Below are 20,958 nucleotides of genomic sequence, written 5' to 3' on the forward strand. Positions count from 1 at the left end.
GCGCGGACGACGTCAATCTGCATCGCTTCGGCGGAAATTCTACCGAAAGGAACCCGGCATGACCATTTCCACGCTCGCACTCACTCCGCTGATCTCGCTGATTGCCGGCGTGCTGATCCTGGTGATGCCGCGACTCCTCAACTACATCGTCGCGCTCTACCTGATCGTCGTCGGCCTGCTTGGGCTGTTTCCGCAGCTCGCCGGCTGATGTGACAAACCTCAGCCGCAAAGAAGCGCAGGCGGCAGCCACGGTCACTCAGGAACATCCTCCCTGCATCTGGCGGCTCCAATTTCCTTTGAGGCTGTTGTCTCCAGCGATGCGGCAATAGCGCCATTGCCCTCGGCCTGGCTTTTCGCTATGTGCCTGCAAGATGTCTTCGAAGGGGTATTCCTATGGCTGATCACTCGCCGACCGGTCCTGTCGAACTAGGCGCGAAGATGGACTATGCCGAGCACGACCGCACCTATGCCGGCTTTCTCATGCTCGCCAAATACGGGTCGCTGTTTTGCGCCGCCGTGCTTCTGGCGATGGCTTTCGGGTTCTTTGCGGGCGGCTTCTTCTCGGCGTTTGTCCTGTTCGTTCTGATCCTCGCCCTCGGCGCTTTCATTCTCAGGTAAATTCTTCAAAACCCTTGCCCGCGACCTCGCCGGAAGTTCGGCCGGCGTCCTGCGCAGACAGGTTCCAGCCGAAAGGATCATGCGGTGGGACAGACGGTTTTCATCCCTCGTGAGCTCGATGCGAACGAGCCTCGCGTTGCTGCCTCGCCCGACACGGTTAAACGGCTGGCGGGGCTGGGATTTGAGGTCATCGTCGAAAGCGGCGCCGGCACGGCATCGCGCATTCCCGACGAGGAGTTCGCCAAGGCTGGCGCTGTGATCGGTAAGGCCGGCGATGTCGCCAAGGCCGATGTGGTGCTGAAGGTGCGCCGGCCTGATGAGACGGAGCTGAAGGCCTATCGCCCAGGCACCGCCGTTATCGCCACCATCGATCCCTACGGCAACGATGCTGCCGTCGATGCTCTGGCAGGGGCCGGCGTCACCGCCTTCTCGATGGAGTTCATGCCGCGCATCACGCGCGCCCAATCGATGGACGTCCTGTCCAGCCAGGCCAACCTCGCCGGCTACCAGGCGGTGATCGACGCGGCTGCCGAATATGACCGGGCGCTGCCGATGATGATGACCGCTGCGGGCACCGTGCCGGCGGCGAAAGCCTTCATCATGGGCGTCGGTGTCGCCGGCCTGCAGGCGATCGCTACTGCGCGTCGTCTCGGTGCCGTGGTCACCGCCACCGACGTGCGTCCCGCCGCCAAGGAACAGGTCGCCTCGCTGGGCGCAAAGTTCCTGGCGGTCGAGGATGAGGAGTTCAAGGCGGCCGAGACGGCTGGCGGCTACGCCAAGGAAATGTCCAAGGAATACCAGGCCAAGCAAGCGGCACTGACCGCCGAGCACATCGCCAAGCAGGACATCGTCATCACCACAGCGCTGATTCCCGGCCGTCCGGCGCCGAAGCTCGTTTCGGCCGCGATGGTCGCCTCGATGAAGCCGGGCTCGGTGATCGTCGACCTAGCGGTAGAGCGCGGCGGCAATGTCGAGGGTGCTGTGCAGGGGCAGGTGGTGACCACGGCCAACGGGGTGAAAATCGTCGGCCATCTCAATGTGCCGGGCCGCGTCGCTGCCTCCGCCTCGCTGCTCTATGCCAGGAACCTCTTTGCGTTCCTCGAGACGCTGGTCGACAAGACCACCAAGACGCTTGCCATCAACCGCGACGACGAATTGGTCAAGGCGACGATGCTGACCGATGGTGGCCAGGTCGTGCATCCGGCCTTCGCCGGCAAGCCGGCGGTGATGATCGCCTCGGCTGAGCCTGCGAAGCCCGCCGCTGCAAAAAATCCAGCCCTGCCAAAGAAAGCTGCCGCATCCAGGAAAGCTGCCGCACCCAAATCGCCCGCTAATAAGTCGAAAGGGATCGCGTGATGGACCAGACCTTGCAGAAAGCCCTCGACCAGCTCGACCAGGCGACCGCCGCCGTCCGGCTTGCGGTGCAGGATCTGGCCACCGCTCCAGGCGGCACCGATGCGGCGGCCGACGCCGCGCACGCGCTATCCGGCGGGGCGATCGATCCGTTCGTCTTCCGCTTCGCCATTTTCGTGCTGGCGATCTTTGTCGGCTATTACGTCGTCTGGTCGGTCACACCGGCGCTGCACACGCCGCTGATGGCCGTCACCAACGCCATTTCCTCGGTCATCGTCGTCGGCGCGCTGCTTGCCGTCGGCATCTCGGCTTCCGGCATCGCCACCGGCTTCGGTTTCGTCGCGCTGATGCTGGTGTCGGTCAACATCTTCGGCGGCTTCCTCGTCACCCAGCGCATGCTGGCGATGTACAAGAAGAAGGACAAGTAGAGGGCCATGAACGCCAACTTCGCCTCCTTCCTCTATCTGGTCTCCGGCATCCTGTTCATCCTGGCATTGCGCGGCCTGTCGCACCCGACCACCAGCCGCCAGGGCAACATGTACGGCATGATCGGCATGGGCATCGCCATTGCCACCACGCTGGCGCTGGCGACCCCTTCGGCCGGAGGCTTCGGCCTCATCGTGCTCGGTCTTTTGATCGGCGGCTCGGTCGGCGCGGTCACCGCACGGCGCATCGCCATGACCTCGATGCCGCAGTTGGTCGCCGCGTTCCATTCGCTGGTTGGGCTTGCCGCCGTCATGGTGGCGGCTGCCGCCGTCTATGCGCCGGAAAGTTTTGACATCGGCACGGTCGCCGACATCCACGCCCAGGCGCTGATCGAGATGAGCCTCGGCGTCGCCATCGGCGCCATCACCTTCACCGGCTCGGTCATCGCCTTCCTCAAGCTCGACGGCCGCATGTCGGGCAAGCCGATCATGATCGGCGGCCGCCACTTCATCAACGCCGCCCTCGGCATCGGGCTGATCGTGCTGATCGTGCTGCTCGTCACCACCGAGTCCAAGCTGGTGTTCTGGCTGATCGTTGCGGCATCGCTTGTCCTTGGCGTCCTTCTCATCATCCCGATCGGCGGCGCCGACATGCCGGTGGTCGTCTCGATGCTGAATTCCTATTCGGGCTGGGCGGCTGCGGCGCTCGGCTTCACGCTCGGCAATCTGGCGCTGATCATCACCGGCGCATTAGTCGGCTCGTCCGGCGCGATCTTGTCCTACATCATGTGCAAGGGCATGAACCGGTCGTTCATCTCGGTCATCCTCGGCGGCTTCGGCGGCGAGACTTCCGCCACTGCCGACGACGGCATCGAGCGCACGGTTAAGCAGGGTTCGGCCGACGATGCCGCCTATCTGATGATGAACGCGCAGAAGGTCATCATCGTGCCTGGTTACGGCATGGCGGTCGCCCAGGCGCAGCATGCGTTGCGCGAGATGGCCGACAAGCTCAAGGCCAATGGCGTCGACGTGAAGTACGCCATTCATCCGGTCGCCGGCCGCATGCCGGGCCACATGAACGTGCTCCTGGCCGAAGCCAACGTGCCTTACGACGAAGTGTTCGAGCTCGAGGACATCAACTCCGAATTCGCGCAGGCCGACGTCGCCTATGTCATCGGCGCCAACGACGTCACCAACCCGTCCGCCCGCGACGACAAGTCGTCGCCGATCTACGGCATGCCGATCCTCGACGTCGACAAGGCTCGCACCTGTCTGTTCGTCAAGCGCTCGCTCGGCTCCGGCTATGCCGGCATTGACAACACGCTGTTCTACAAGGACGGCACCATGATGCTGCTCGGCGACGCCAAGAAGATGACCGAAGAGATCGTCAAGGCCATGGATCACTGATCCGGGTTGGCGACTCCGATACATCGCTAGCTGCTCGAAACAGAAACCCGGTTCCGCGCAAGAGGCCGAAGCTTTCCCGAGCGGCAACAAAAGGAACTCCGCCGCATGTACGACACCGGCGAGTATTCGATCAGCAATCTTGCAGAGCCCAACCGTCTACCGACCGGCAGGCGGCCGAAGCCGTCGGGCAGACGGTCTGAGCTTCCGGAATCGTCCCACTGCGAGCGTTTCCTTTCACCGGAGTGCCACCGTTCTATAGTCTGAAGCGGCGATTGAACTGCAAAGGTCGAACCACTCGCACCCGACGCAAGCACCCCGGGTGCGGCCCGAAGAGAACGCATCGCGCATACTTCGTAGAAGCGAGGGATGGAGCTGAAGTTCCATGTCCTCGGCAATCGAGTACCCCAGAAGCGTAACAACACTGGCCGCCGCCTGACGGTCACGCTCCGTCACGCTGTCGCGAAGGCAGTGCGGCTCCGCCTCACCGAGCAGGGGCGCGCAAATATCGTCAGGCCCGGAGACGATCAGGATGTGTTCGCCTGCGGAGAGCCGAGCCGCGATCTCGTCGAAATTGGCGACGAACGCGGCGCTGTAACCTTTGCCTGCGTAAGTCAGCAGGCAAAGGAGATGGTGCGGCCGCAGCCGGACGCTCATTTTTGCGCGCGTGTCATGAGCTTGAGCGTGGTCGCGGCCAATGCCGACTTGAGCGCCCCGCCGATCAGGAACGGCGTGACGCCGTGGACAATTGCCTGTTCGATGCCAATGGCGACGGAAAGCCATGCTGCGCCCAGCACGAGGCAAAGCGCGTTGCCCAGGAGCATGGAGACGAACGCCAGCCAGGGGCGGTTGCCGTTCCAGCCGCGCTCCGCCAGCCATCCCGTGAGCGCGCCGACCAAGGGGAAGGCAAAGAGGTATCCGGCGGTCGGGCCGACAAAGTGATGCGCACCGGCAGCGCCCCCAGATAGAACCGGCAACCCGATCGCGCCTTCGACCAACCATGCAACGATCGTGGCCGCGCCGAGTCTCCAGCCATAGACCGCGCCGATCAGGGTGACTGCAAAGGTCTGCATGGTCACGGGCACCGGAACCATAGGCACTTCGATGTAAGACGCCAGCGCCAGAAATACGGTTCCGAGGGCAACCGCCCCGATCTGCCAGGACAGCGACCAGTCGCGGATGCGCGGCGCGCTTGAAGCCGCGTGGCTGGCTGGGTTGGGGTTATGAGGCATATGTGTTCTCTTTCGTACTGGCTGTGAAGCAGGCGCTATGCCTGAGCTGCGGGATTGAACGACGTGCCGCCCGGGAAGACGGAGTAGCGGATCAGGCGGCTGTCGGCAACGGCGGCTTTGCCGATGCTTCATGGCGGCGCGATAACGGGTCGCAAGTCACAGTCCTAGGTTTCGCGACAAAATCGCCTGCGTTGAACTCTTCAACAAATTCCTGTCGCAAAACCCACCCGCAAAAAGTCGGCGATTTGCGACAGATATCTGCGACGCTTTTTGCACTTGCTTTGGATTCAGCACTACGATGGGCAAGTTCTGTTCCGATGGACGGATTTGTCACCAACGGAGGCATCAGTGTCTGGCCCCCAGCCTGTCGCTTCGCCGACCAAGATCGGCTCGCCCGCGAAGGCCAACCTGCCGGCCCCCGGAAAGGCGCCGCGCAAGCTCAGCCAGGCCGTGGTCATCGTGCATGGCATGGGCGAACAACGGCCGATGGACACGCTGAGGGAATTTGTTCAGGCTGTTTGGAGTCATGATCCCGCCCGCGCGCCGTTTTATGCGCAAGTCGCCGATCCGGGCGGTCCCGGCGGCTCGAAGATCAACCAGAGCTGGATCACGCCTGACAGCCGGACGAACTCGCACGAGCTTCGCCGGATCACCACCCCTTACGACGTCGAGGGCCGCCGCACTGATTTCTACGAGCTTTATTGGGCCGACATCACGCAAGGCACGACGCGGGGCCGGCTTGCGGCCTGGGTGACAAATCTGCTCTGGCGCAAGCCCGCCGACATTCCGCGCGACGCCCGCGGGCTCTATGTCGTTACCCTTCTGGCCGTCATAACAGTCTTGGGCGCGGCGTTCGCGCTCGCGACGTCGGCCTTGCAAGGGCATATTTCCTGGGCCACGGGCATGCTCGTCACGATCCTGGCCTCGTTCGTCGTCTGGTCGGTGGACCGGTTCGGTCTTCCTTATTTCGGTGATGTGGCCGCCTATGTGCGGGCTGAAGCGGCGACGGTCGAGAAGCGCGCGCTTGTCCGCGACCGTGGCCTGACGCTGCTGAAGCGTCTCATGATGGACGACGGCTACGACCGCATCGTGCTGGTCTCGCACAGCCTGGGATCGATCATCGCCTATGATCTGCTGCAGATATTGTGGGCCGATTTCAGGCCCCGAAAGCTGGAAGCCCTCCGCGACAAGTCGAGACTGAAAGCGATCCGCGCCGTCGACAAGGCTACGCTCAAGTCAGATGGTTCTGCGTGGCCCGACAAATTGGATGATTTTTCCGGATTCCGGCGCGCCCAATGGGAGCTCTACCGCCACCTCCGCGCCAGCGACGCCGATCATCCATTGCCTTGGAAGATCAGCGATTTCGTCACGCTCGGCAGTCCGCTGACCCACAGCGAATTTCTGGTGACCTACAATCTCGCCGAGTTCAGGCGCGGCATCGCTGAGCGGCTGTTCTCGGCATGTCCGCCGATCGCCGAAACGGCGGCCGGTGGAACCGTCCTCTATCAGGAAGGGCGCAGCCGTTCGCGCAAGCCGCAGCGGGCGGTGCATCACGGTGCGGTGTTTGCCGCGACGCGCTGGACCAACATCTTCGACAGGGGCAATGGCTGGCTGACCGGCGACCCGATCTCAGGACTGATGGCGGAAAATTTCGGCCCCGGCGTGGAGAACATTCAGGTCGAGCTGCGCAGTTCGCTTGGCCGCATCTTCACGCACAGGCTCTACTGGTCGCTGAAGGCGACCGGCGTCGAGATCGCGGCAGCCGCCGGCACCCCGCCGCGCTCGCATATCGGCGTGCTGCGTGACGCCGTCGATCTCGGCCGCAAACTGGAGCGACCCGAAGCATAAAGCGGATTGGCGCGCCGGAGCGTGCCAATGCCGCAAATATCCGGGTTGGGCCTCAGATGTCCAGATTGGCCACCGACAGCGCGTTTTCCTGGATGAACTCGCGCCTGGGCTCGACCTCGTCGCCCATCAGCCGCGAAAACAGCGAGTCGGCGTCCGTTGCATCATTGACCTTGACTTGTAAGAGCGAGCGCACATTCGGGTCGAGCGTGGTCTCCCAGAGCTGCTCGGCATTCATCTCGCCGAGGCCCTTGTAGCGCTGCATGGTCAGACCCTTGCGGCCGGTGGCAAACACGGCATTGAGCAGCGCCAGCGGTCCCGAGATGGTTTCCGAGACATCCTTGCGGCGCAGCACCGGCGGCTCGCCATAGATTTCTGCGAGGCGCGGCGCATAGCGGTCGAGCTGGCGGGCGTCGGCCGAATTGATCAGCGCGAGATCGAGATGCGCGAACTCCTTGACGCTGCGCACCGTGCGCTCGAACACATAGCCGCCGACCCCTTCGTTTGAGGTCGACATGCGGCCGGTCCAGCCGCGTTCGGTGTCCTCGGCGATGATGTCGAGGCGCCGGGCGACACGCTCGGCCATAGCGTTGGCCCGGCCGAGATCGGCGAAGACGTCCGGATTGAGCGCGCCGGCGATCGCCGCCTGCTCGACCACGCCCCTGTTATAGCGGGTGTGCAGCCCGTTGATGAGCTGGCGCACCGCCAGCGCATCGTCGATGGCGCTGCGCAGGTCCTGCCCGGCCCGCACCTCGCCGGTGCTGAGCGCAAGCGACGCCTCTTCCAGTCCTGACCCGATCAGGAATTCCTCGAAGGCGCTTTCGTCCTTGATGTATTGCGAGCTCTTGCCGCGCGTCACTTTGTAGAGCGGCGGCTGGGCGATGTAGAGATGCCCGCGCTCGATCAGCTCCGGCATCTGCCGGAAGAAGAAGGTCAGCAGCAAGGTGCGGATGTGGGCGCCGTCGACGTCGGCGTCGGTCATCAGGATGATCTTGTGGTAGCGCAGTTTGTCTGCGTTGAACTCGTCCTTGCCGATCGAGGTGCCGAGCGCGGTGATCAGCGTGCCGATCATGTCGGAGCCGAGCATACGGTCGAACCGGGCCCGCTCGACGTTGAGGATCTTGCCGCGCAGCGGAAGAATGGCCTGGTTCTGGCGCGAACGGCCGCCCTTGGCGGAGCCGCCGGCGCTGTCGCCCTCGACGATGAAGATTTCGGACTTCGCCGGGTCGCGTTCCTGGCAGTCGGCCAGCTTGCCGGGCAGCGAAGTGACGCCGAGCGAGCTCTTGCGGGTGATGTCGCGCGCCTTGCGCGCGGCTTCGCGCGCCGCTGCCGCCTGGATGACCTTCTCGATGACCACCTTGCCCTCGGTCGGGTGTTCTTCGAGCCAGGTGCCGAGCGCCTCGTTGACGAGCCCTTCCACCACCGGACGGACTTCGGACGAGACCAGCTTGTCCTTGGTCTGCGAGGAGAATTTCGGGTCGGGAACCTTGACCGACAGCACGGCCGTCAGCCCTTCGCGGCAATCGTCGCCGATCAGCGCCACCTTCTCCTTTTTGGTGAGGCCGGTGGATTCGCCATAGCCGGTAATCTGGCGCGTCAGCGCGCCGCGGAAACCGGCAAGATGCGTGCCGCCGTCGCGCTGCGGAATGTTGTTGGTGAAGGCCAGCACGTTCTCGTGGTAGCTGTCGTTCCACCACATGGCGACTTCGACGGTGATACCGTCGCGCTCGGCCTTGATCGCAATCGGCTTGTCGATCAGCGGCTTCTTGACGCGGTCGAGATATCTGACGAACTCCTCGAGCCCGCCATCATAGTGCAGCTCATGCCGCACGACGTCGGCATGGCGGGCATCGGTCAAAATGATGCGCACGCCGGAATTCAGGAAGGCGAGTTCGCGCAGCCGGTGCTCCAGCGTGCCGAAGTCGAACTCGACCATGGTGAAGGTCTCGGTCGACGGAAAGAATGTGATCTCGCTGCCGCTGCGCCCCTCATAGGTGCCGGCAACCTTGCGCTGCTCATAGCTGCCGGTGACCCTCAGCGGTCCGTCGGCATTGCCATGCGAGAAGCTCATCTCGTAGATCTGGCCGTTGCGGCGGATTTTCAGCTTCAGCCAGGCCGACAGCGCGTTGACGACCGAGACGCCGACGCCGTGGAGGCCACCGGACACCTTGTAGGAGTTCTGGTCGAACTTGCCGCCGGCATGCAGCTGCGTCATGATCACTTCGGCCGCCGAAATGCCTTCGCCGGTGTGGATATCGGTCGGAATGCCGCGGCCATTGTCGATGACCGTCACCGAACCGTCGGGATTGAGCGTCACCGTGACGAGGTCGGCATGGCCGGCCAGCGCCTCGTCGATAGCGTTGTCGACGACCTCATAGACCATGTGATGCAGGCCCGAGCCGTCGTCGGTATCGCCGATATACATGCCGGGCCGCTTGCGGACGGCGTCCAAGCCCTTCAAAACCTTGATGGAATCGGCGCCGTACTCGGCCTCAGCGCCGTTGGCGTTGTCGATCTGATCGCTCATGAAAACCTGTCTGATTGATGCCGCACATCCAGCGCAAAAAATCGGCTCCGAATCGCGCGTCCTTGATGGCCCAGATATAGGTGCAAAAGGCGGTTTTTCCAAGGTTTGCAAGCATTTCCGAATGGAAGAAGAGCACGCCTGGCGGGCCACGGCATCGGACCCAAAAAGTGGAACCGGTTTTGGGAACAGAGCGGCCGCACAAGAGCGGGCCGACCTGTTCCGACGATCAGGCACTTTCCAGTGCCCCGTTACATTCCGGAGAGCCGGCGACATGGACGCTTGGCTTGCCAGCCACTACATTGGGATGACCAGCGGAGCACGCCATGGACAGTCAGCCCGCCCCCTTTGTCCCGCCGGCGCCGAAGCCGCGCACGTCGCCGCCTTCGACGCTGGAGATGATCCGCATCGTCTATCGCAATCCGCTCGAACTGTGGGGCGAGCCGACCTACAACCAGCCTTGGATTTCGGTGACCGGCATCGGCGGGCCGCTGGTCATCGCCAACGACCCCGGCCTCATTCGCCACGTGCTGGTCGACAATGCCAAAAACTACAAGATGGCGACGGTTCGCCAGATGATCCTGCGGCCGATTCTGCGCGACGGCCTGCTGACCGCCGAGGGTGAAGTCTGGCGGCGTTCACGCAAGGCGATGGCGCCGGTGTTCACGCCGCGCCACATCTTCGGTTTTGCCGAGCCGATGCTGAGGCGCACGCGGGAGTTCGTCACGCGCTACGAGGGCGGCGGCACGTCGGACGTCGCCCACGACATGACGCTGCTTACCTTTGACATCCTGGCCGAGACACTGTTTTCCGGTGAGATATCAGGTGAGCCGGGCAGCTTCGCCAAGGAGATCGACCGGCTGTTCGAGACCATGGGCCGCGTTGATCCGCTCGATCTGTTGCGGGCGCCAGACTGGCTGCCGCGCCTGACCCGCATCCGCGGCCGCAAAACCATGGCCTACTTCCGCAAGATCGTCACCGACACCGTCAAAATGCGCGAAGAGCGGCTCAAGCGCGATCCGGGCAAGGTGCCGCAGGATTTCCTCACGCTTTTGCTCAAGGCGGAGGGACCGGACGGCCTGACGCGCGCCGAGGTCGAGGACAACATCATCACCTTCATCGGAGCTGGCCATGAAACCACGGCGCGTGCGCTCGGCTGGACGCTCTATTGCCTGGCCGAAGCGCCTTGGGAGCGCGAAAAGGTCGAGCGTGAGATCGATGCCGTGCTGGCGCGCGAGCCCGACCCGACAAAGTGGCTCGACGCCATGCCGTTCACCCGCGCCGCCTTCGAGGAGGGGCTCAGGCTTTATCCGCCGGCGCCGTCGATCAACCGCGAGCCGATCGAGCCTGAAACCTGGAACGGCCTCTACATACCGAGGCGTGCTGCGGTTCTGGTCATGCCCTGGGTCGTCCACCGCCATCGCAAGCTGTGGGACCGGCCCGACGCCTTCATGCCCGAACGTTTCCATCCGGGAAATCGCGAGAAGATCGACCGTTTTCAGTATTTGCCGTTCGGCGCCGGTCCTCGCGTCTGCATCGGCACCAGCTTTGCCATGCAGGAGGCGATCATCGCTCTGGCGGTCATGCTGTCGCGCTTCCGCTTCGATACCACCGCCGAAACCAAACCGTGGCCGGTGCAGAAACTGACGACGCAACCGCAGGGCGGTCTGCCGATGCAGGTCACGCGGCGCCTTTAGTGAGCCGCCTGATTGGCTATTCCGCCGTCTTGCGCTGGAACTGGCCGGCGGGCCGGTAGCGCCAGAGATAGCTCGGCAGGATGCTGCCGATCGACTGTGGCTGGATATCGAGACCGGCGAGCGTCCTGTTTTCCCTGATGGCCGCGTCCGACACGATGTTGTCCTCGCGCAACTGCAGGACCTGATCCTTGGTCAGCAGCGGATTGGGCAAAAGCCCGAGGATCGATGCCTGCATGTTCGCCACCCACCAAGGCACCGACACCAGGAGCCGCTTGCGGTCGATCATGGCAAGCATTTCCTGCATGCATTGCTTGAAGGTGAGCACCTGAGGTCCACCAAGCTCATAGATCCGGCCGCCCTGGACTTTGCCGTCGACCGAACGCGCCACCGCTTCGGCGACATCGCCGACATAGACCGGCTGGAATTTGGTCCGCCCGCCGCCGATCAGCGGCAGGACCGGCGAATAGCGCGCCATGCTGGCGAAGCGGTTGAAGAAACTGTCCTCGGGGCCGAAGTTGATCGAGGGCCGCAAGATGACCGCATCCTCGATCGTTTCCAGGACCGCTTTTTCACCGAGCGCCTTGGTGCGCGCATACTCGGATTGCGCGTTCAGATCGGTGCCCAGCGCCGAGATATGGGTGAGCCCGGCGCCGACGGCGCGCGCCGCTTCGGCGACCGCGCGTGCGCCGAACTCGTGGACGGGCGTGAACTTCTGCCGGCCGCTCTCATGCAGGATGGCTACCAAATTGACGACATGGTCGGCGCCCTGCACGGCGCGGTCGACCGACCAGCGCACGCGAATATTGGCCTGCACCGGCTGGATCTGGCCGACATTGCCGAGCGGTTGCAGATGGCCGGCGAGATCGGGCCGGCGGCAGGCGACCCTGATGCGGTAGCCGCGCCTGGCCAGCGCCCGCACCACATGGCGGCCAACAAAGCCGGAGCCGCCGAACACGACGACGAGCTTTGGGGTCTGCAGGATTTCGGTCATTGCTGGCTCCGGCGCGCTTTCCAGATTTACTGGTGCCCAGATTTACTTGTGCTTGGCTGAAGCCGTTCATAATCCGTTTCGCGCCGAAGGCAAAGGGCGATCCTTTGTCACCGTTTGCCGCAGTGCCGGCTGGTTCAGAACGCCTTGCCGATGCGCGCGTCGACCGATTGGCGGTTGCCGCCGCGGATCACGAAGAAGAACAGGATCGCCGCCCATAGAAGCGATTTTTCGGCACCCGAAAAGCCCTCGCCCAGGGTGACCCAGTGGAACCAGACCGTGACCAGAAGCACGAACATTCCGGCGAACGCGGCCGGGCGGGTCAAGAGACCGATGGCGATGAAGATGCCGCCGAAGAACTCGGTGCAGGCCAGCAGCACCGACCCGCGCCAGGATAGAAGCCGAGGCCTTCGACCATCTCGGCGGTGCCGAGCGGGTCGGTGATCTTGCCAGAGCCATGGATGGTGAGGAAGATGCCGGCCACGGCGCGCAGGATGGTTTCAGAGGTGGTGTTCAGCGCCGCGTAGAGGCTGCCAAGGGCCGGAACGAAAAGATTGGTGCTGGGATTGTCGGTGCTTGCGGCCATTGGGGTTCCTCTTTTGCTGCTCCGCGCAAACAGCCGCCACCCCAGTCAAAGTCAAATGAACAAAAGTTGACCGGGAAATGCATGTACTATCAGATGCGGGAGAGCCCGGAAAAACCCAGCCGACGCGGGGTTTTCGGGAGACTTCTGTTTTCCGAAACGTGGCTCGACGAGGCAGCCTGGGCGTAACGGCAAGTACGCCCGCTGTCGCGTGATCAACTATCCGAAAGGTGTGGACGTCTTCAGGAAGAATACCGGGCGGCGAATTCGGAGATGCGCTCCACCACGGCTTTCGGAGCCGTTATGCCCCGTGCCGCTGCCTTCTCCGCCGCTTCGGCCCGGGCACGGCCGGGCACATGCACGCCGTAGCGGCGGCGCAACCGGTCGAGTTGATCTTTCATGCGCTTCTCGAAATTCGGATCGAGCAGCTTGGGCTCGACGGCCAGCACGAAGAGGCCGGTTCCGGGACTGTCCGGGCCGTCGGTGAACCATGGCGCATCGAGTGACCAGTTGGCGCCCGACAGGCCCGCCGCCAGCACTTCGACCATCAGTGCGATGTTGGCGCCGCGCTGGCCGCCGAAGGCAAGCATCGCGCCTTTCATGGCGGCGGCGGGATCGGTGGTCGGGTTGCCGCTCGCGTCCAGTGCCCAGCCTTCTGGAATTCTCTCGCCGTCCTCGGCCGCCTTGCGGATGTTGACGAAGGCGGTGGCGCTCGATGACTGGTCGATCACCAGCGGCGCTCCGTCGGCAGCGGGCGCGGCGAAGGACATCGGGTTGGTGCAATAGACCGGCTTGACCGAGCCGGAGCCGGCAAGCACGGCCGGTCCATTGGTCGCGGCGAAGGACACCAGCCCCTGCGCGGCCAGCCGTCCGGTGAAATAGCCGAGCGCGCCGCATGTATAGGCGTTCTTCTGCGAAAAGATGGCGACGCCGAACAGGCGCGCCGCTTTGGCGAGATCGTCGATGGTGCGGTCGAAGCCGGTATGCGCCAGACCGCCGCGCGCGTCGGAGAGATAGATCGCCAAAGCCGGCCTGGTGATGAACGGCTCGGCCTTGCCGTCGATGCGGCCGGCCTCCAGCGCTTCGAGATAGTCGATGAAATGCGCCAGTCCGACCGTCGACAGACCTTCTGTCTCGGCCGCTACGATGGAGGCTGCGAGCGACTGCGCCGCTTCCTCATTGGCGCCGGCGCCGAGCGCCGCCATTCGGCACAGCCCTGTCGCCTGCTCGAGACTGAGTTGCATTTCGTAAGTCCTGAATTCGTGACACTGTCTCGATGTCAGCCGAGCCGGTTCGGAATCCGCGCCTCGAGCCGGCGGAAGCCGAAGACCAGGATACCGGTGATGGCCATATAGACCAACGCCAGAAGCAGCAAGGGTTCGTAGGTGACGAACAGATCCTGGCGCACCCGCGAGGCTACTGCATAGATGTCGACCATGGTTATGGTCGCCACCAGCGGTGTTGCCTTCAGCTGGAGGACGGTTTCGCCGGCCAGCGTCGGCAGCGCCCGGTGGATCGCCTGCGGAAGCCATACTCGCCTGAACATTTTCCAACGGCTCATGCCGAAAGCTCGGGCCGCCTCGAGTTGACCTTTCGGTACGCCTGCGAAGGCGCCACGCATTACTTCGCCTTCGTAGCCAGCATAGGAAATCGTCAGCGAAAGAACCGCGTAGGGCCATGCCTGCCTGAGAATGGGCCAGAGGAACGACTCGCGTATCCACGGAAATTGTGGAAACAGCGAACCGAGTCCGAAGTAGAGCAGCCAGAGCTGGAGCAGCAGCGGCGTACCACGAATAACCGTGCAGAACACCTTGGCCGGAACCCTCAGAATCGGCGGGCCGATCACCTGCGCGAGGCCTAGGGGGATAGCGAGCGCGATGCCCAGAGCCGACGTCACCACCAGCAGCCATATGGTCCGCCATATGCCCTGCAAAGCCAGCGGCAGATAGGTGGGCAGCCAATCCCAGCGCATGAGGAAAATCGACGCCAATACGATAACCAGCGCGATCAGGATCAGCACTATCCGATGTGGCCGCATCCAGAGCGAAGCTCGGGCGGCGGCGTTAATGACCGGGGTTTCGGCAGCCGCCATCAGTGCGATCCCGCGATCGAAGGCATGCCGCGTCGCGCCCAGCGCTCAACACGCCCGATGACGACGTTGGAGACGAGGGTCAGAACGAGATAGAGCGCGCCCGCCGCCATGAAGAAGGTGAAATAAGCCTTCGTCGCGCCGGCTGCCGTCCGTGTGGTTTGCGTCAGTTCATTGACGCCGACGATCGCGAGAAGCGCGGTGTCCTTGGTGGCGATCAGCCACAGATTTGCCAGCCCTGGGATGGCGAAGGGCAGCATCGCAGGTAGCGTGATACGCCTGAGAAGCAGGCCGGGGGGCATTCCATACGCCCGCGCGGCTTCGATCTGGCCCTGCGGAATGCCGAGAATCGCGCCGCGCAAGACTTCGGTAGAGTAGGCGCCCTGCACGACCCCCAGCACGCCTATGCCGGCGACAACACCGTTGATATCGATTGCGGCATGGCCGAGCGCGGTGAGCAACTGGTTGATGAGGTCGGTACCAGCGAAATAAAGCAGCAGGATCAGCACCAGTTCGGGCACGGCGCGGACCACGGTGGTGTAGACTTCCAGCAGGTCACGGACCACCGGCCCACCATAGAGCTTGCCATAAGCGCCGCCGATGCCGATCACGAGACCGACTCCAAAGGAACCGAAAGCAATTCCGACGGAGTTTGCCAGCCCATGCAGAAGGCTGAGACCCCTGCCATTCGGCGGCTGGAAGGAGAGCAATTCCAGCGAACTGGCTCCGAAAATGGTGGCGAGAACGTCGCTCAGCTTATGTCCCCTAGACTTCCGGGTTGAGGCGGCGCCAATGATGTAGCAAGCCGGACGTGCCATCGCGACGATGGCGGCTAGGCATGCCCGGCTTGATGCCGCTGCCGTCAGTTGGACTGCGACTCTTCGCCGTAGATGTCGAAGTCGAAGTACTTCTTGGTGATTTCGGCATACTTGCCATTGGCGCGGATGGCCTTGATTGCGGCATTGAGCTTATCCTTGAGCTCGGTGTCGCCTTGGCGTACGCCGGCGCCGACGCCAGGCCCGAGCACCTCAAGGTCCGGTGCGACATAACCTTTGAGGTCGCAGCACGCTTTGCCTTGATCTGACTTCAAAAATGCGTCGAGCGCGATCGAATCGGCCTGAGTGGCATCGATCCGGCCGGCGGCGAGATCCTGATTTGCCTCGTCCTGCGTCTGGTATTCTTTGATCTCGGCAGCATCGGTGAAGTGCTTCTTGGCGTAAGCAGCGTGCACCGTGGACGCCTGAACGCCGACTATCTTGGCTTTCAGCCCCTCTGACGTCGCATCGAATTTCTGATCCTTGGCGCCGATCACCGCAGTCGGCGTATTGTAGTATTTCTCCGAAAAATCGATTTCCTTCTTGCGTTCGTCGGTAATGGACATCGAATTCATGATCGCGTCGATCTTCTTGGTTTTAAGCGCCGGGATAAGGCCGTCCCACGGGATTGGCGTCAATACGCAATCCAGCTTGGCTTCGCCGCAGATGGCGTTGACGATGTCTACTTCCCATCCACCCCAGTTGCCGGAAGCATCCTGCGAGTAAAACGGCGGATAGGCTTCAGGCGAAAAACCCACCTTGATCTGTTCGGCGCTTGCCGAAAATGCGCCCGACAACGCGATCAGCGTGGCCGCGAGCGCCGTTTTGAGAAAAGGTTTCATTTTTTCAGTTCTCCCGTTTTTTGGTTTTGACGTTCCCATCTGCTTTTCTCGCAAGTCATCCAACATTGCGCAGAAATTGCTTCAGCCTTTCGGATTTGGGCGCGCCGAAGATCTGCTCCGGCGGCCCTTCTTCCTCGACCAGCCCGTTGTAGAGGTAGACGACATGTGATGCGACCTCGCGGGCGAACTTCATCTCGTGGGTCACCAGCACCATGGTGCGGCCCTCGCGCGCCAGATCGCCGATCACCTTCAGCACCTCGCCGATCAGTTCCGGGTCAAGCGCCGAGGTCGGCTCGTCGAACAGCATGACGCGCGGATTGATGGCCAGCGCCCGGGCGATGGCCGCACGCTGCTGCTGGCCGCCCGACAGATAGGCCGGATAGACATCGCGCTTTTCGGCCAGGCCGACGCGGGCGAGCAACTTTTCGGCCTCGGCGATGGCCACGTCGCGCTTGACGCCCAGAACATGCACCGGAACCTCGATGACGTTCTCGATCAGTGTCATGTGGCTCCACAAATTGAAATTCTGGAAGACCATGCCGAGCTTGGAGCGGATGCGCTCGATCTGCTTGCGGTCGGCGGGAACGGTGTGGCCATGGCTGTCGGCCTTCATCCGGATCTCCTCGCCATTGACGCGGACGATCCCGCTGGTCGGATTCTCCAGGCAATTGATGCAGCGCAGCAGCGTCGACTTGCCCGAGCCGCTGCCGCCGATGATGGCGATGACCTCACCGTCGCGTGCCGACAGCGAAACGCCTTTCAGCACATGCAGTTCGCCGAATCTTTTATGCAGGTTCTCGACATGGATGGCTTCGGCGGCGTCGTTCTGCGCCGTGTACTTCAGGGCGGGGGCCGTGCCTTGCGCGATCACCTTTGGGGTGCCTCATGAAGTGGCTGGACCCGTCGCTGCTGGAATTTTTTACCCATTACCATCACTGGACAGACTTCTCATTCTCAAGATGGACCGTTCCGCTTGCCTCCGTCAACCATGCTTTTTGGACCATTGATCACGCCTCGCTGAGTGGCTATTGGCTGGATGGGATGTTTCAGGAGCACTTGGTGGGTAAAGCATACGGGTCGCAGTCCATGGCCGGACCCCTGCAGCGCGTGCTGATGCGGTCCGCCGCAAGCGCCATGGCCCGCGCCAAAGCATCGGAATGGCACTATGGTGCGGACTTCGATCCGCAAAAGGCCGCCGCCCAGCATGAGGCGCTGACGACGCTGGTTCTGGCATCCGGCGCCGCGATCGAATGGCTGACCGACGCCGATGACGGGCTTGCCGATTCGGTCTTCACGCATGATCCTTCGTTGATGACCGACCACGGCGCCATCATCCTTGCCATGGGCAAGGCGCTGCGCCGGGCCGAGCCCGGCCTGCACGAGGCGGCCTACAAGCGCATGGGCGTGCCTATCCTCGGCCGCATCGAGCCTCCTGGACAGGTCGAGGGCGGCGATTGCGTCTGGGTGGATTCACGGACCCTGGCCGTCGGCCGCGGCGTGCGCACCAACCAGGACGGTATCCAGCAACTCGCCAACCTGCTCACCCCCAAGGGTATCCAGGTCTATGGCTACGACCTGCCGCTCTGGCATGGCGAGGACGCCTGCCTGCATCTGATGTCGGTGATCAGTCCACTCGCCGACGATCTGGCGCTGGTCTATGCACCGCTTTTGCCGGCTGCCTTCTACCAGATGCTGCGGGCGCGAGGCATTCGCCTGGTCGAAGGCGACGCCGGGGAGTTCTTCGCCTCCAACGGCCTCAGCCTCAATGTGCTGCCGACCGCGCCGCGCGAGGTGATCGCCGTTGCCGGCTTTCCGAAGACGGCGGCGGCCATGGCGACCGCCGGCTGCAGAGTTTCGACCTTCGAGGCGGACGCGCTGTGCATCGCCTGCGAGGGCGGACCGACCTGCCTCACACGTCCAGTGCTCAGACAATGACGACGGTCGGCGAAGCGCTCATCACTTTGCTCGAAGCCCATGATGTCGACACGGTCTTCGGCATTCCGGGTGTGCATACGGTCGAACTCTATCGCGGCTTGGCGCGCTCGAAGATTCGCCACGTCACCCCGCGTCATGAACAGGGCGCCGGGTTCATGGCCGACGGCTATGCGCGCGCCGGCGGCAGGCCCGGCATCGCCTTCGTCATCACCGGACCGGGGCTGACCAACACCATCACCGCCATGGGCCAGGCCCGTGCCGATTCGGTTCCGATGCTGGTGATTTCGGGCGTCAACGCCACGCCGACACTGGGCAAGGGCCTTGGCCATCTGCACGAACTGCCCGACCAGCGCGGCATGATGGAAAAGGTCGCGCTGTTTTCGCACCGTGTCACCGACGCCGACGAACTGCCGGGCGTTCTTGCCCGCGCTTTCGCCCTGTTTTCGTCGTCGCGTCCGGGCCCGGTCCATATCGAGATCCCGACCGATATCATGGTCAAGCCGGCCGACGGCATCGCCGCTTTGCTGGCGAATGTCGCGCCGCCCGAACCGGATCCGGCGGCGATAACAGAGTCGGCAAAACTTTGCGCGGCTGCCCGCCGCCCGCTGATCCTTGCCGGCGGCGGCGCCAAGAGAGCCGAAACGCCGTTGCAGCGCCTTGCCGAAAGGCTGGGAGCGCCGGTTGTCCAGACGGCCAATGCCCGCGGCCTGCTGCACCGCCATCCGCTCGGCGTGCCGGCCAGCCCCAGTCTGAAGGCGGTGCGTGCATTGATAGCCGAGGCCGATCTGGTCATTGCCGCCGGCACCGAATTCGGCCCGACCGACTACGACGGATATAGCGACGGTGGCTTTGTCCTGCCGTCCAATCTGATCCGCATCGACATCGGCGCCGACCAGCTTGCCCGCCGGCCCGCCCGGATTTCGATCCATGCCGATTGCGGCGCAGCACTCGAGGCGCTGCTTGTCGAGATTGGTGCGGACCAGCCGCCATCGGGCGACGGTCAGGCTCGCGCCGCTGCGACAAGGCAAGCAGCCTTTGCCGAAATGACCCCGGCCCTCCAGGCGCAAACCCGCGCCGTCGAGATGATCCGCGATGCATTGCCGGGCTCGATCATCGTCGGCGATTCGACCCAGCCGGTCTATGCCGCCAACCTCTATTACGATCACGATCGTCCGGGCGGCTGGTTCAACGCCGCAACCGGCTTCGGCGCGCTGGGCTATGGTCCGCCGGCGGCGATCGGCGCGGCCCTTGCCGTGCCTGATGCGCCGGTCGTTTGTCTCACCGGCGACGGTGGTTTCCAGTTCACGCTGCCGGAGCTTGGCGCCGCGCTCGACGCTGCGGCGCCGGTGATCTTCGTCGTGTGGAACAATCTCGGCTATCGCGAAATCGAAACCTCGATGCTCGATGTCGGCGTCGAGCCGGTCGGCGTCTCACCCGCGCCGCCTGATTTCTGCAAGCTGGCCGAGGCCTATGGCATTGCCGCGGAGCGGATTGTTGGTATCGACGATCTGGCGGACGCACTCAAGCGCGCGCGTGCGACCGGACTGCCGTATGTCATCGAGATCACCGTCGATTGAGTGCTGTGGCAGCGTCTTGGGGATGCGATCCTCGACTGATGGCCGCCGGCTTGACGCGCGCAAACGACGCCGCGTCATCGAGATTTCGGTTGAGTGATCGCGCGAAAGGCGCGACCTTCGGCGGCGGCGAGCAGCGGCATATGAGTGACTGGAGCGGTCGAAGATGACGGATACACTGGACGGCAGGCATGTTGTGGTGACCGGCGGCACCGGAGCGCTCGGTGGCGCGGTTGTCGGCAAACTGCTGGAGCAGGGCGCGGTCTGCCATGTGCCCAATGCCCATGCTGCCGCGCCCGCGCATTTTCCCTTCCCGGCACATGAGCGCGTCAGGCTGGCGCACAATGTCGATCTCGCCGACCCCGCCAAGGTCGATGCGTTCTACGCCAGTGTTACCGACTTGTGGGCCTCCATCCACCTGGCCGGCGGCTTCACCGCCGCGCCGGTCGAGAAGATCGAACCCGCGTCCTTTGCCGAAATGATGGACACCAACGCCCGCACCACCTTCCTGTGCTGCCGCGCGGCGATCCGCTCGATGCTGGAATCTTCCGTGTCGGGCCGCATCGTCAATGTCACGGCGCGCGCCGGGCTCGACCTGCGGCGCGGTTCCGGCATGGTCGCCTATGCCGCCAGCAAGGCAGCAGTCGCGGCAATGACGGTGGCGATGGCGGAAGAACTCAAGGGCAAGGGCATCCTGGTCAACGCGGTCGCGCCCTCGACCCTCGACACGCCGGCCACCCGGGCTGACATGCCGGCCGCCGATTTCGGCAAATGGGTCAGCCTCGAAGCGGCCGCGGAGGCCATCACCTATCTCGCTTCGCCGGCCAATCTGGCGATGAGCGGCACGCTGGTACCGCTTTACGGCAGGGCCTGATCTCTCTTTCTGCTTGAGTGCGGATTCTGCTTGAGCGCGGATTTTGCCCAAAATCGCGTCCATCCCCCGGCAGGCCCGAGGGCAGGCTTTTGGGTCCGATGCTTGGCCACGGTCAAACAAAAACCCCGCCGGATCGCTCCGGCGGGGTTTTTGTTTACAG

At 63.6% G+C, this 20,958-nt stretch carries 19 protein-coding genes and 1 pseudogene; 10 read left to right on the forward strand and 10 right to left on the reverse strand.

Translation table 11 applies throughout. From position 1 onward, the window contains the following. Positions 1-58 precede the first annotated feature (58 nt). The 5 genes from BQ8794_RS07740 (at position 59) to BQ8794_RS07760 (ending at position 3,803) form a co-directional block, all read left to right on the forward strand. A complete protein-coding gene (locus BQ8794_RS07740; RefSeq protein ID WP_065006071.1) occupies positions 59-208 on the forward strand; it encodes a DUF3096 domain-containing protein in 150 nt (49 codons plus the stop codon). Between the two features lie 185 nt (positions 209-393). After that, on the forward strand, positions 394-618 hold the full coding sequence (locus tag BQ8794_RS07745) for an aa3-type cytochrome c oxidase subunit IV (protein WP_077375048.1): 225 nt from the start codon (positions 394-396) through the stop codon (positions 616-618). A gap of 84 nt (positions 619-702) precedes the next feature. Continuing rightward, complete coding sequence (locus tag BQ8794_RS07750; protein ID WP_077375051.1) at positions 703-1,974, forward strand: Re/Si-specific NAD(P)(+) transhydrogenase subunit alpha; 1,272 nt, start codon at positions 703-705, stop codon at positions 1,972-1,974. Further along, a complete protein-coding gene (locus BQ8794_RS07755; protein WP_077375054.1) occupies positions 1,974-2,399 on the forward strand; it encodes a proton-translocating transhydrogenase family protein in 426 nt (141 codons plus the stop codon). Before BQ8794_RS07750 ends, BQ8794_RS07755 begins: the two co-directional genes overlap by 1 nt. A gap of 6 nt (positions 2,400-2,405) precedes the next feature. After that, positions 2,406-3,803 carry an NAD(P)(+) transhydrogenase (Re/Si-specific) subunit beta gene (locus BQ8794_RS07760; protein ID WP_027151489.1) on the forward strand — a complete coding sequence of 466 codons (1,398 nt, stop codon included), beginning with the start codon at positions 2,406-2,408 and terminating at the stop codon, positions 3,801-3,803. A 234-nt stretch (positions 3,804-4,037) separates the two neighbouring features. On the opposite strand, the gene BQ8794_RS07765 is transcribed toward BQ8794_RS07760, so the two are convergent. Continuing rightward, the gene (locus BQ8794_RS07765) at positions 4,038-4,457 is read right to left on the reverse strand and encodes a DUF1284 domain-containing protein (protein ID WP_077375057.1); all 420 of its coding nucleotides are present in this window, start codon (positions 4,455-4,457) and stop codon (positions 4,038-4,040) included. Further along, positions 4,454-5,032 (reverse strand): biotin transporter BioY, encoded by a 579-nt coding sequence (locus tag BQ8794_RS07770; protein ID WP_077375060.1) that lies wholly within the window; start codon positions 5,030-5,032, stop codon positions 4,454-4,456. Before BQ8794_RS07770 ends, BQ8794_RS07765 begins: the two co-directional genes overlap by 4 nt. A 348-nt stretch (positions 5,033-5,380) precedes the next feature. On the opposite strand from BQ8794_RS07770, the gene BQ8794_RS07775 reads away from it, so the two are divergent. Further along, on the forward strand, positions 5,381-6,880 hold the full coding sequence (locus BQ8794_RS07775; RefSeq protein ID WP_244554885.1) for a hypothetical protein: 1,500 nt from the start codon (positions 5,381-5,383) through the stop codon (positions 6,878-6,880). Positions 6,881-6,932: 52 nt separating this feature from the next. On the opposite strand, the gene gyrB is transcribed toward BQ8794_RS07775, so the two are convergent. Further along, complete coding sequence (gyrB, locus tag BQ8794_RS07780) at positions 6,933-9,404, reverse strand: DNA topoisomerase (ATP-hydrolyzing) subunit B (RefSeq protein ID WP_077375063.1); 2,472 nt, start codon at positions 9,402-9,404, stop codon at positions 6,933-6,935. A gap of 323 nt (positions 9,405-9,727) precedes the next feature. Between gyrB and BQ8794_RS07785 the strand changes: the two genes are divergently transcribed. Next, complete coding sequence (locus BQ8794_RS07785) at positions 9,728-11,098, forward strand: cytochrome P450 (RefSeq protein ID WP_077375066.1); 1,371 nt, start codon at positions 9,728-9,730, stop codon at positions 11,096-11,098. Positions 11,099-11,114: 16 nt separating this feature from the next. Here the strand turns inward: BQ8794_RS07785 and BQ8794_RS07790 are convergent, their stop codons facing one another. The 7 genes and pseudogenes from BQ8794_RS07790 to BQ8794_RS07820 form a co-directional block, all read right to left on the reverse strand. Further along, the gene (locus BQ8794_RS07790; RefSeq protein WP_077375068.1) at positions 11,115-12,089 is read right to left on the reverse strand and encodes a complex I NDUFA9 subunit family protein; all 975 of its coding nucleotides are present in this window, start codon (positions 12,087-12,089) and stop codon (positions 11,115-11,117) included. 134 nt (positions 12,090-12,223) lie between these two features. Beyond that, a pseudogene (locus BQ8794_RS07795) lies at positions 12,224-12,672 on the reverse strand (DoxX family protein). A gap of 239 nt (positions 12,673-12,911) precedes the next feature. Continuing rightward, on the reverse strand, positions 12,912-13,913 hold the full coding sequence (locus tag BQ8794_RS07800; protein WP_077375071.1) for an Ldh family oxidoreductase: 1,002 nt from the start codon (positions 13,911-13,913) through the stop codon (positions 12,912-12,914). 35 nt (positions 13,914-13,948) lie between these two features. Next, entirely contained in the window at positions 13,949-14,761 is an 813-nt protein-coding gene (locus BQ8794_RS07805; protein ID WP_077375074.1) for an ABC transporter permease, read from the reverse strand. Beyond that, the gene (locus BQ8794_RS07810) at positions 14,761-15,426 is read right to left on the reverse strand and encodes an ABC transporter permease (protein ID WP_244554891.1); all 666 of its coding nucleotides are present in this window, start codon (positions 15,424-15,426) and stop codon (positions 14,761-14,763) included. The genes BQ8794_RS07805 and BQ8794_RS07810 overlap by 1 nt, the downstream gene beginning before the upstream one ends. 194 nt (positions 15,427-15,620) lie before the next feature. Further along, positions 15,621-16,415 (reverse strand): transporter substrate-binding domain-containing protein, encoded by a 795-nt coding sequence (locus BQ8794_RS07815; RefSeq protein WP_077375081.1) that lies wholly within the window; start codon positions 16,413-16,415, stop codon positions 15,621-15,623. A gap of 55 nt (positions 16,416-16,470) precedes the next feature. After that, positions 16,471-17,283, reverse strand: coding sequence for an ABC transporter ATP-binding protein (locus BQ8794_RS07820; protein WP_077375251.1), 813 nt, complete (start codon positions 17,281-17,283; stop codon positions 16,471-16,473). A gap of 218 nt (positions 17,284-17,501) precedes the next feature. Here BQ8794_RS07820 and BQ8794_RS07825 point away from each other — a divergent pair, with 218 nt between their 5' ends. The 3 genes from BQ8794_RS07825 (at position 17,502) to BQ8794_RS07835 (ending at position 20,798) form a co-directional block, all read left to right on the forward strand. After that, positions 17,502-18,350 (forward strand): dimethylarginine dimethylaminohydrolase family protein, encoded by an 849-nt coding sequence (locus BQ8794_RS07825; RefSeq protein WP_077375254.1) that lies wholly within the window; start codon positions 17,502-17,504, stop codon positions 18,348-18,350. After that, positions 18,347-19,927 (forward strand): 5-guanidino-2-oxopentanoate decarboxylase, encoded by a 1,581-nt coding sequence (locus BQ8794_RS07830; RefSeq protein WP_077375084.1) that lies wholly within the window; start codon positions 18,347-18,349, stop codon positions 19,925-19,927. Before BQ8794_RS07825 ends, BQ8794_RS07830 begins: the two co-directional genes overlap by 4 nt. 163 nt (positions 19,928-20,090) lie before the next feature. Continuing rightward, positions 20,091-20,798, forward strand: coding sequence for an SDR family NAD(P)-dependent oxidoreductase (locus tag BQ8794_RS07835; RefSeq protein WP_077375087.1), 708 nt, complete (start codon positions 20,091-20,093; stop codon positions 20,796-20,798). Positions 20,799-20,958 lie beyond the last annotated feature (160 nt).

This window comes from Mesorhizobium prunaredense (genome assembly GCF_900156895.1).
Taxonomy (GTDB): domain Bacteria; phylum Pseudomonadota; class Alphaproteobacteria; order Rhizobiales; family Rhizobiaceae; genus Mesorhizobium; species Mesorhizobium prunaredense.

Bases quoted from the DNA above. Each gene is read 5' to 3' on its own strand.
- BQ8794_RS07785 (WP_077375066.1), top strand. From the start codon at position 9,728: ATGGACAGTCAGCCCGCCCCCTTTGTCCCGCCGGCGCCGAAGCCGCGC.
- BQ8794_RS07800 (WP_077375071.1), bottom strand. From the start codon at position 13,913: ATGCAACTCAGTCTCGAGCAGGCGACAGGGCTGTGCCGAATGGCGGCG.
- BQ8794_RS07830 (WP_077375084.1), top strand. From the start codon at position 18,347: ATGACGACGGTCGGCGAAGCGCTCATCACTTTGCTCGAAGCCCATGAT.
- BQ8794_RS07835 (WP_077375087.1), top strand. From the start codon at position 20,091: ATGACGGATACACTGGACGGCAGGCATGTTGTGGTGACCGGCGGCACC.
- BQ8794_RS07755 (WP_077375054.1), top strand. From the start codon at position 1,974: ATGGACCAGACCTTGCAGAAAGCCCTCGACCAGCTCGACCAGGCGACC.
- BQ8794_RS07770 (WP_077375060.1), bottom strand. From the start codon at position 5,032: ATGCCTCATAACCCCAACCCAGCCAGCCACGCGGCTTCAAGCGCGCCG.
- BQ8794_RS07825 (WP_077375254.1), top strand. From the start codon at position 17,502: ATGGCCGGACCCCTGCAGCGCGTGCTGATGCGGTCCGCCGCAAGCGCC.
- BQ8794_RS07790 (WP_077375068.1), bottom strand. From the start codon at position 12,089: ATGACCGAAATCCTGCAGACCCCAAAGCTCGTCGTCGTGTTCGGCGGC.
- BQ8794_RS07815 (WP_077375081.1), bottom strand. From the start codon at position 16,415: ATGAAACCTTTTCTCAAAACGGCGCTCGCGGCCACGCTGATCGCGTTG.
- BQ8794_RS07765 (WP_077375057.1), bottom strand. From the start codon at position 4,457: ATGAGCGTCCGGCTGCGGCCGCACCATCTCCTTTGCCTGCTGACTTAC.
- gyrB (WP_077375063.1), bottom strand. From the start codon at position 9,404: ATGAGCGATCAGATCGACAACGCCAACGGCGCTGAGGCCGAGTACGGC.
- BQ8794_RS07760 (WP_027151489.1), top strand. From the start codon at position 2,406: ATGAACGCCAACTTCGCCTCCTTCCTCTATCTGGTCTCCGGCATCCTG.
- BQ8794_RS07745 (WP_077375048.1), top strand. From the start codon at position 394: ATGGCTGATCACTCGCCGACCGGTCCTGTCGAACTAGGCGCGAAGATG.
- BQ8794_RS07805 (WP_077375074.1), bottom strand. From the start codon at position 14,761: ATGGCGGCTGCCGAAACCCCGGTCATTAACGCCGCCGCCCGAGCTTCG.
- BQ8794_RS07740 (WP_065006071.1), top strand. From the start codon at position 59: ATGACCATTTCCACGCTCGCACTCACTCCGCTGATCTCGCTGATTGCC.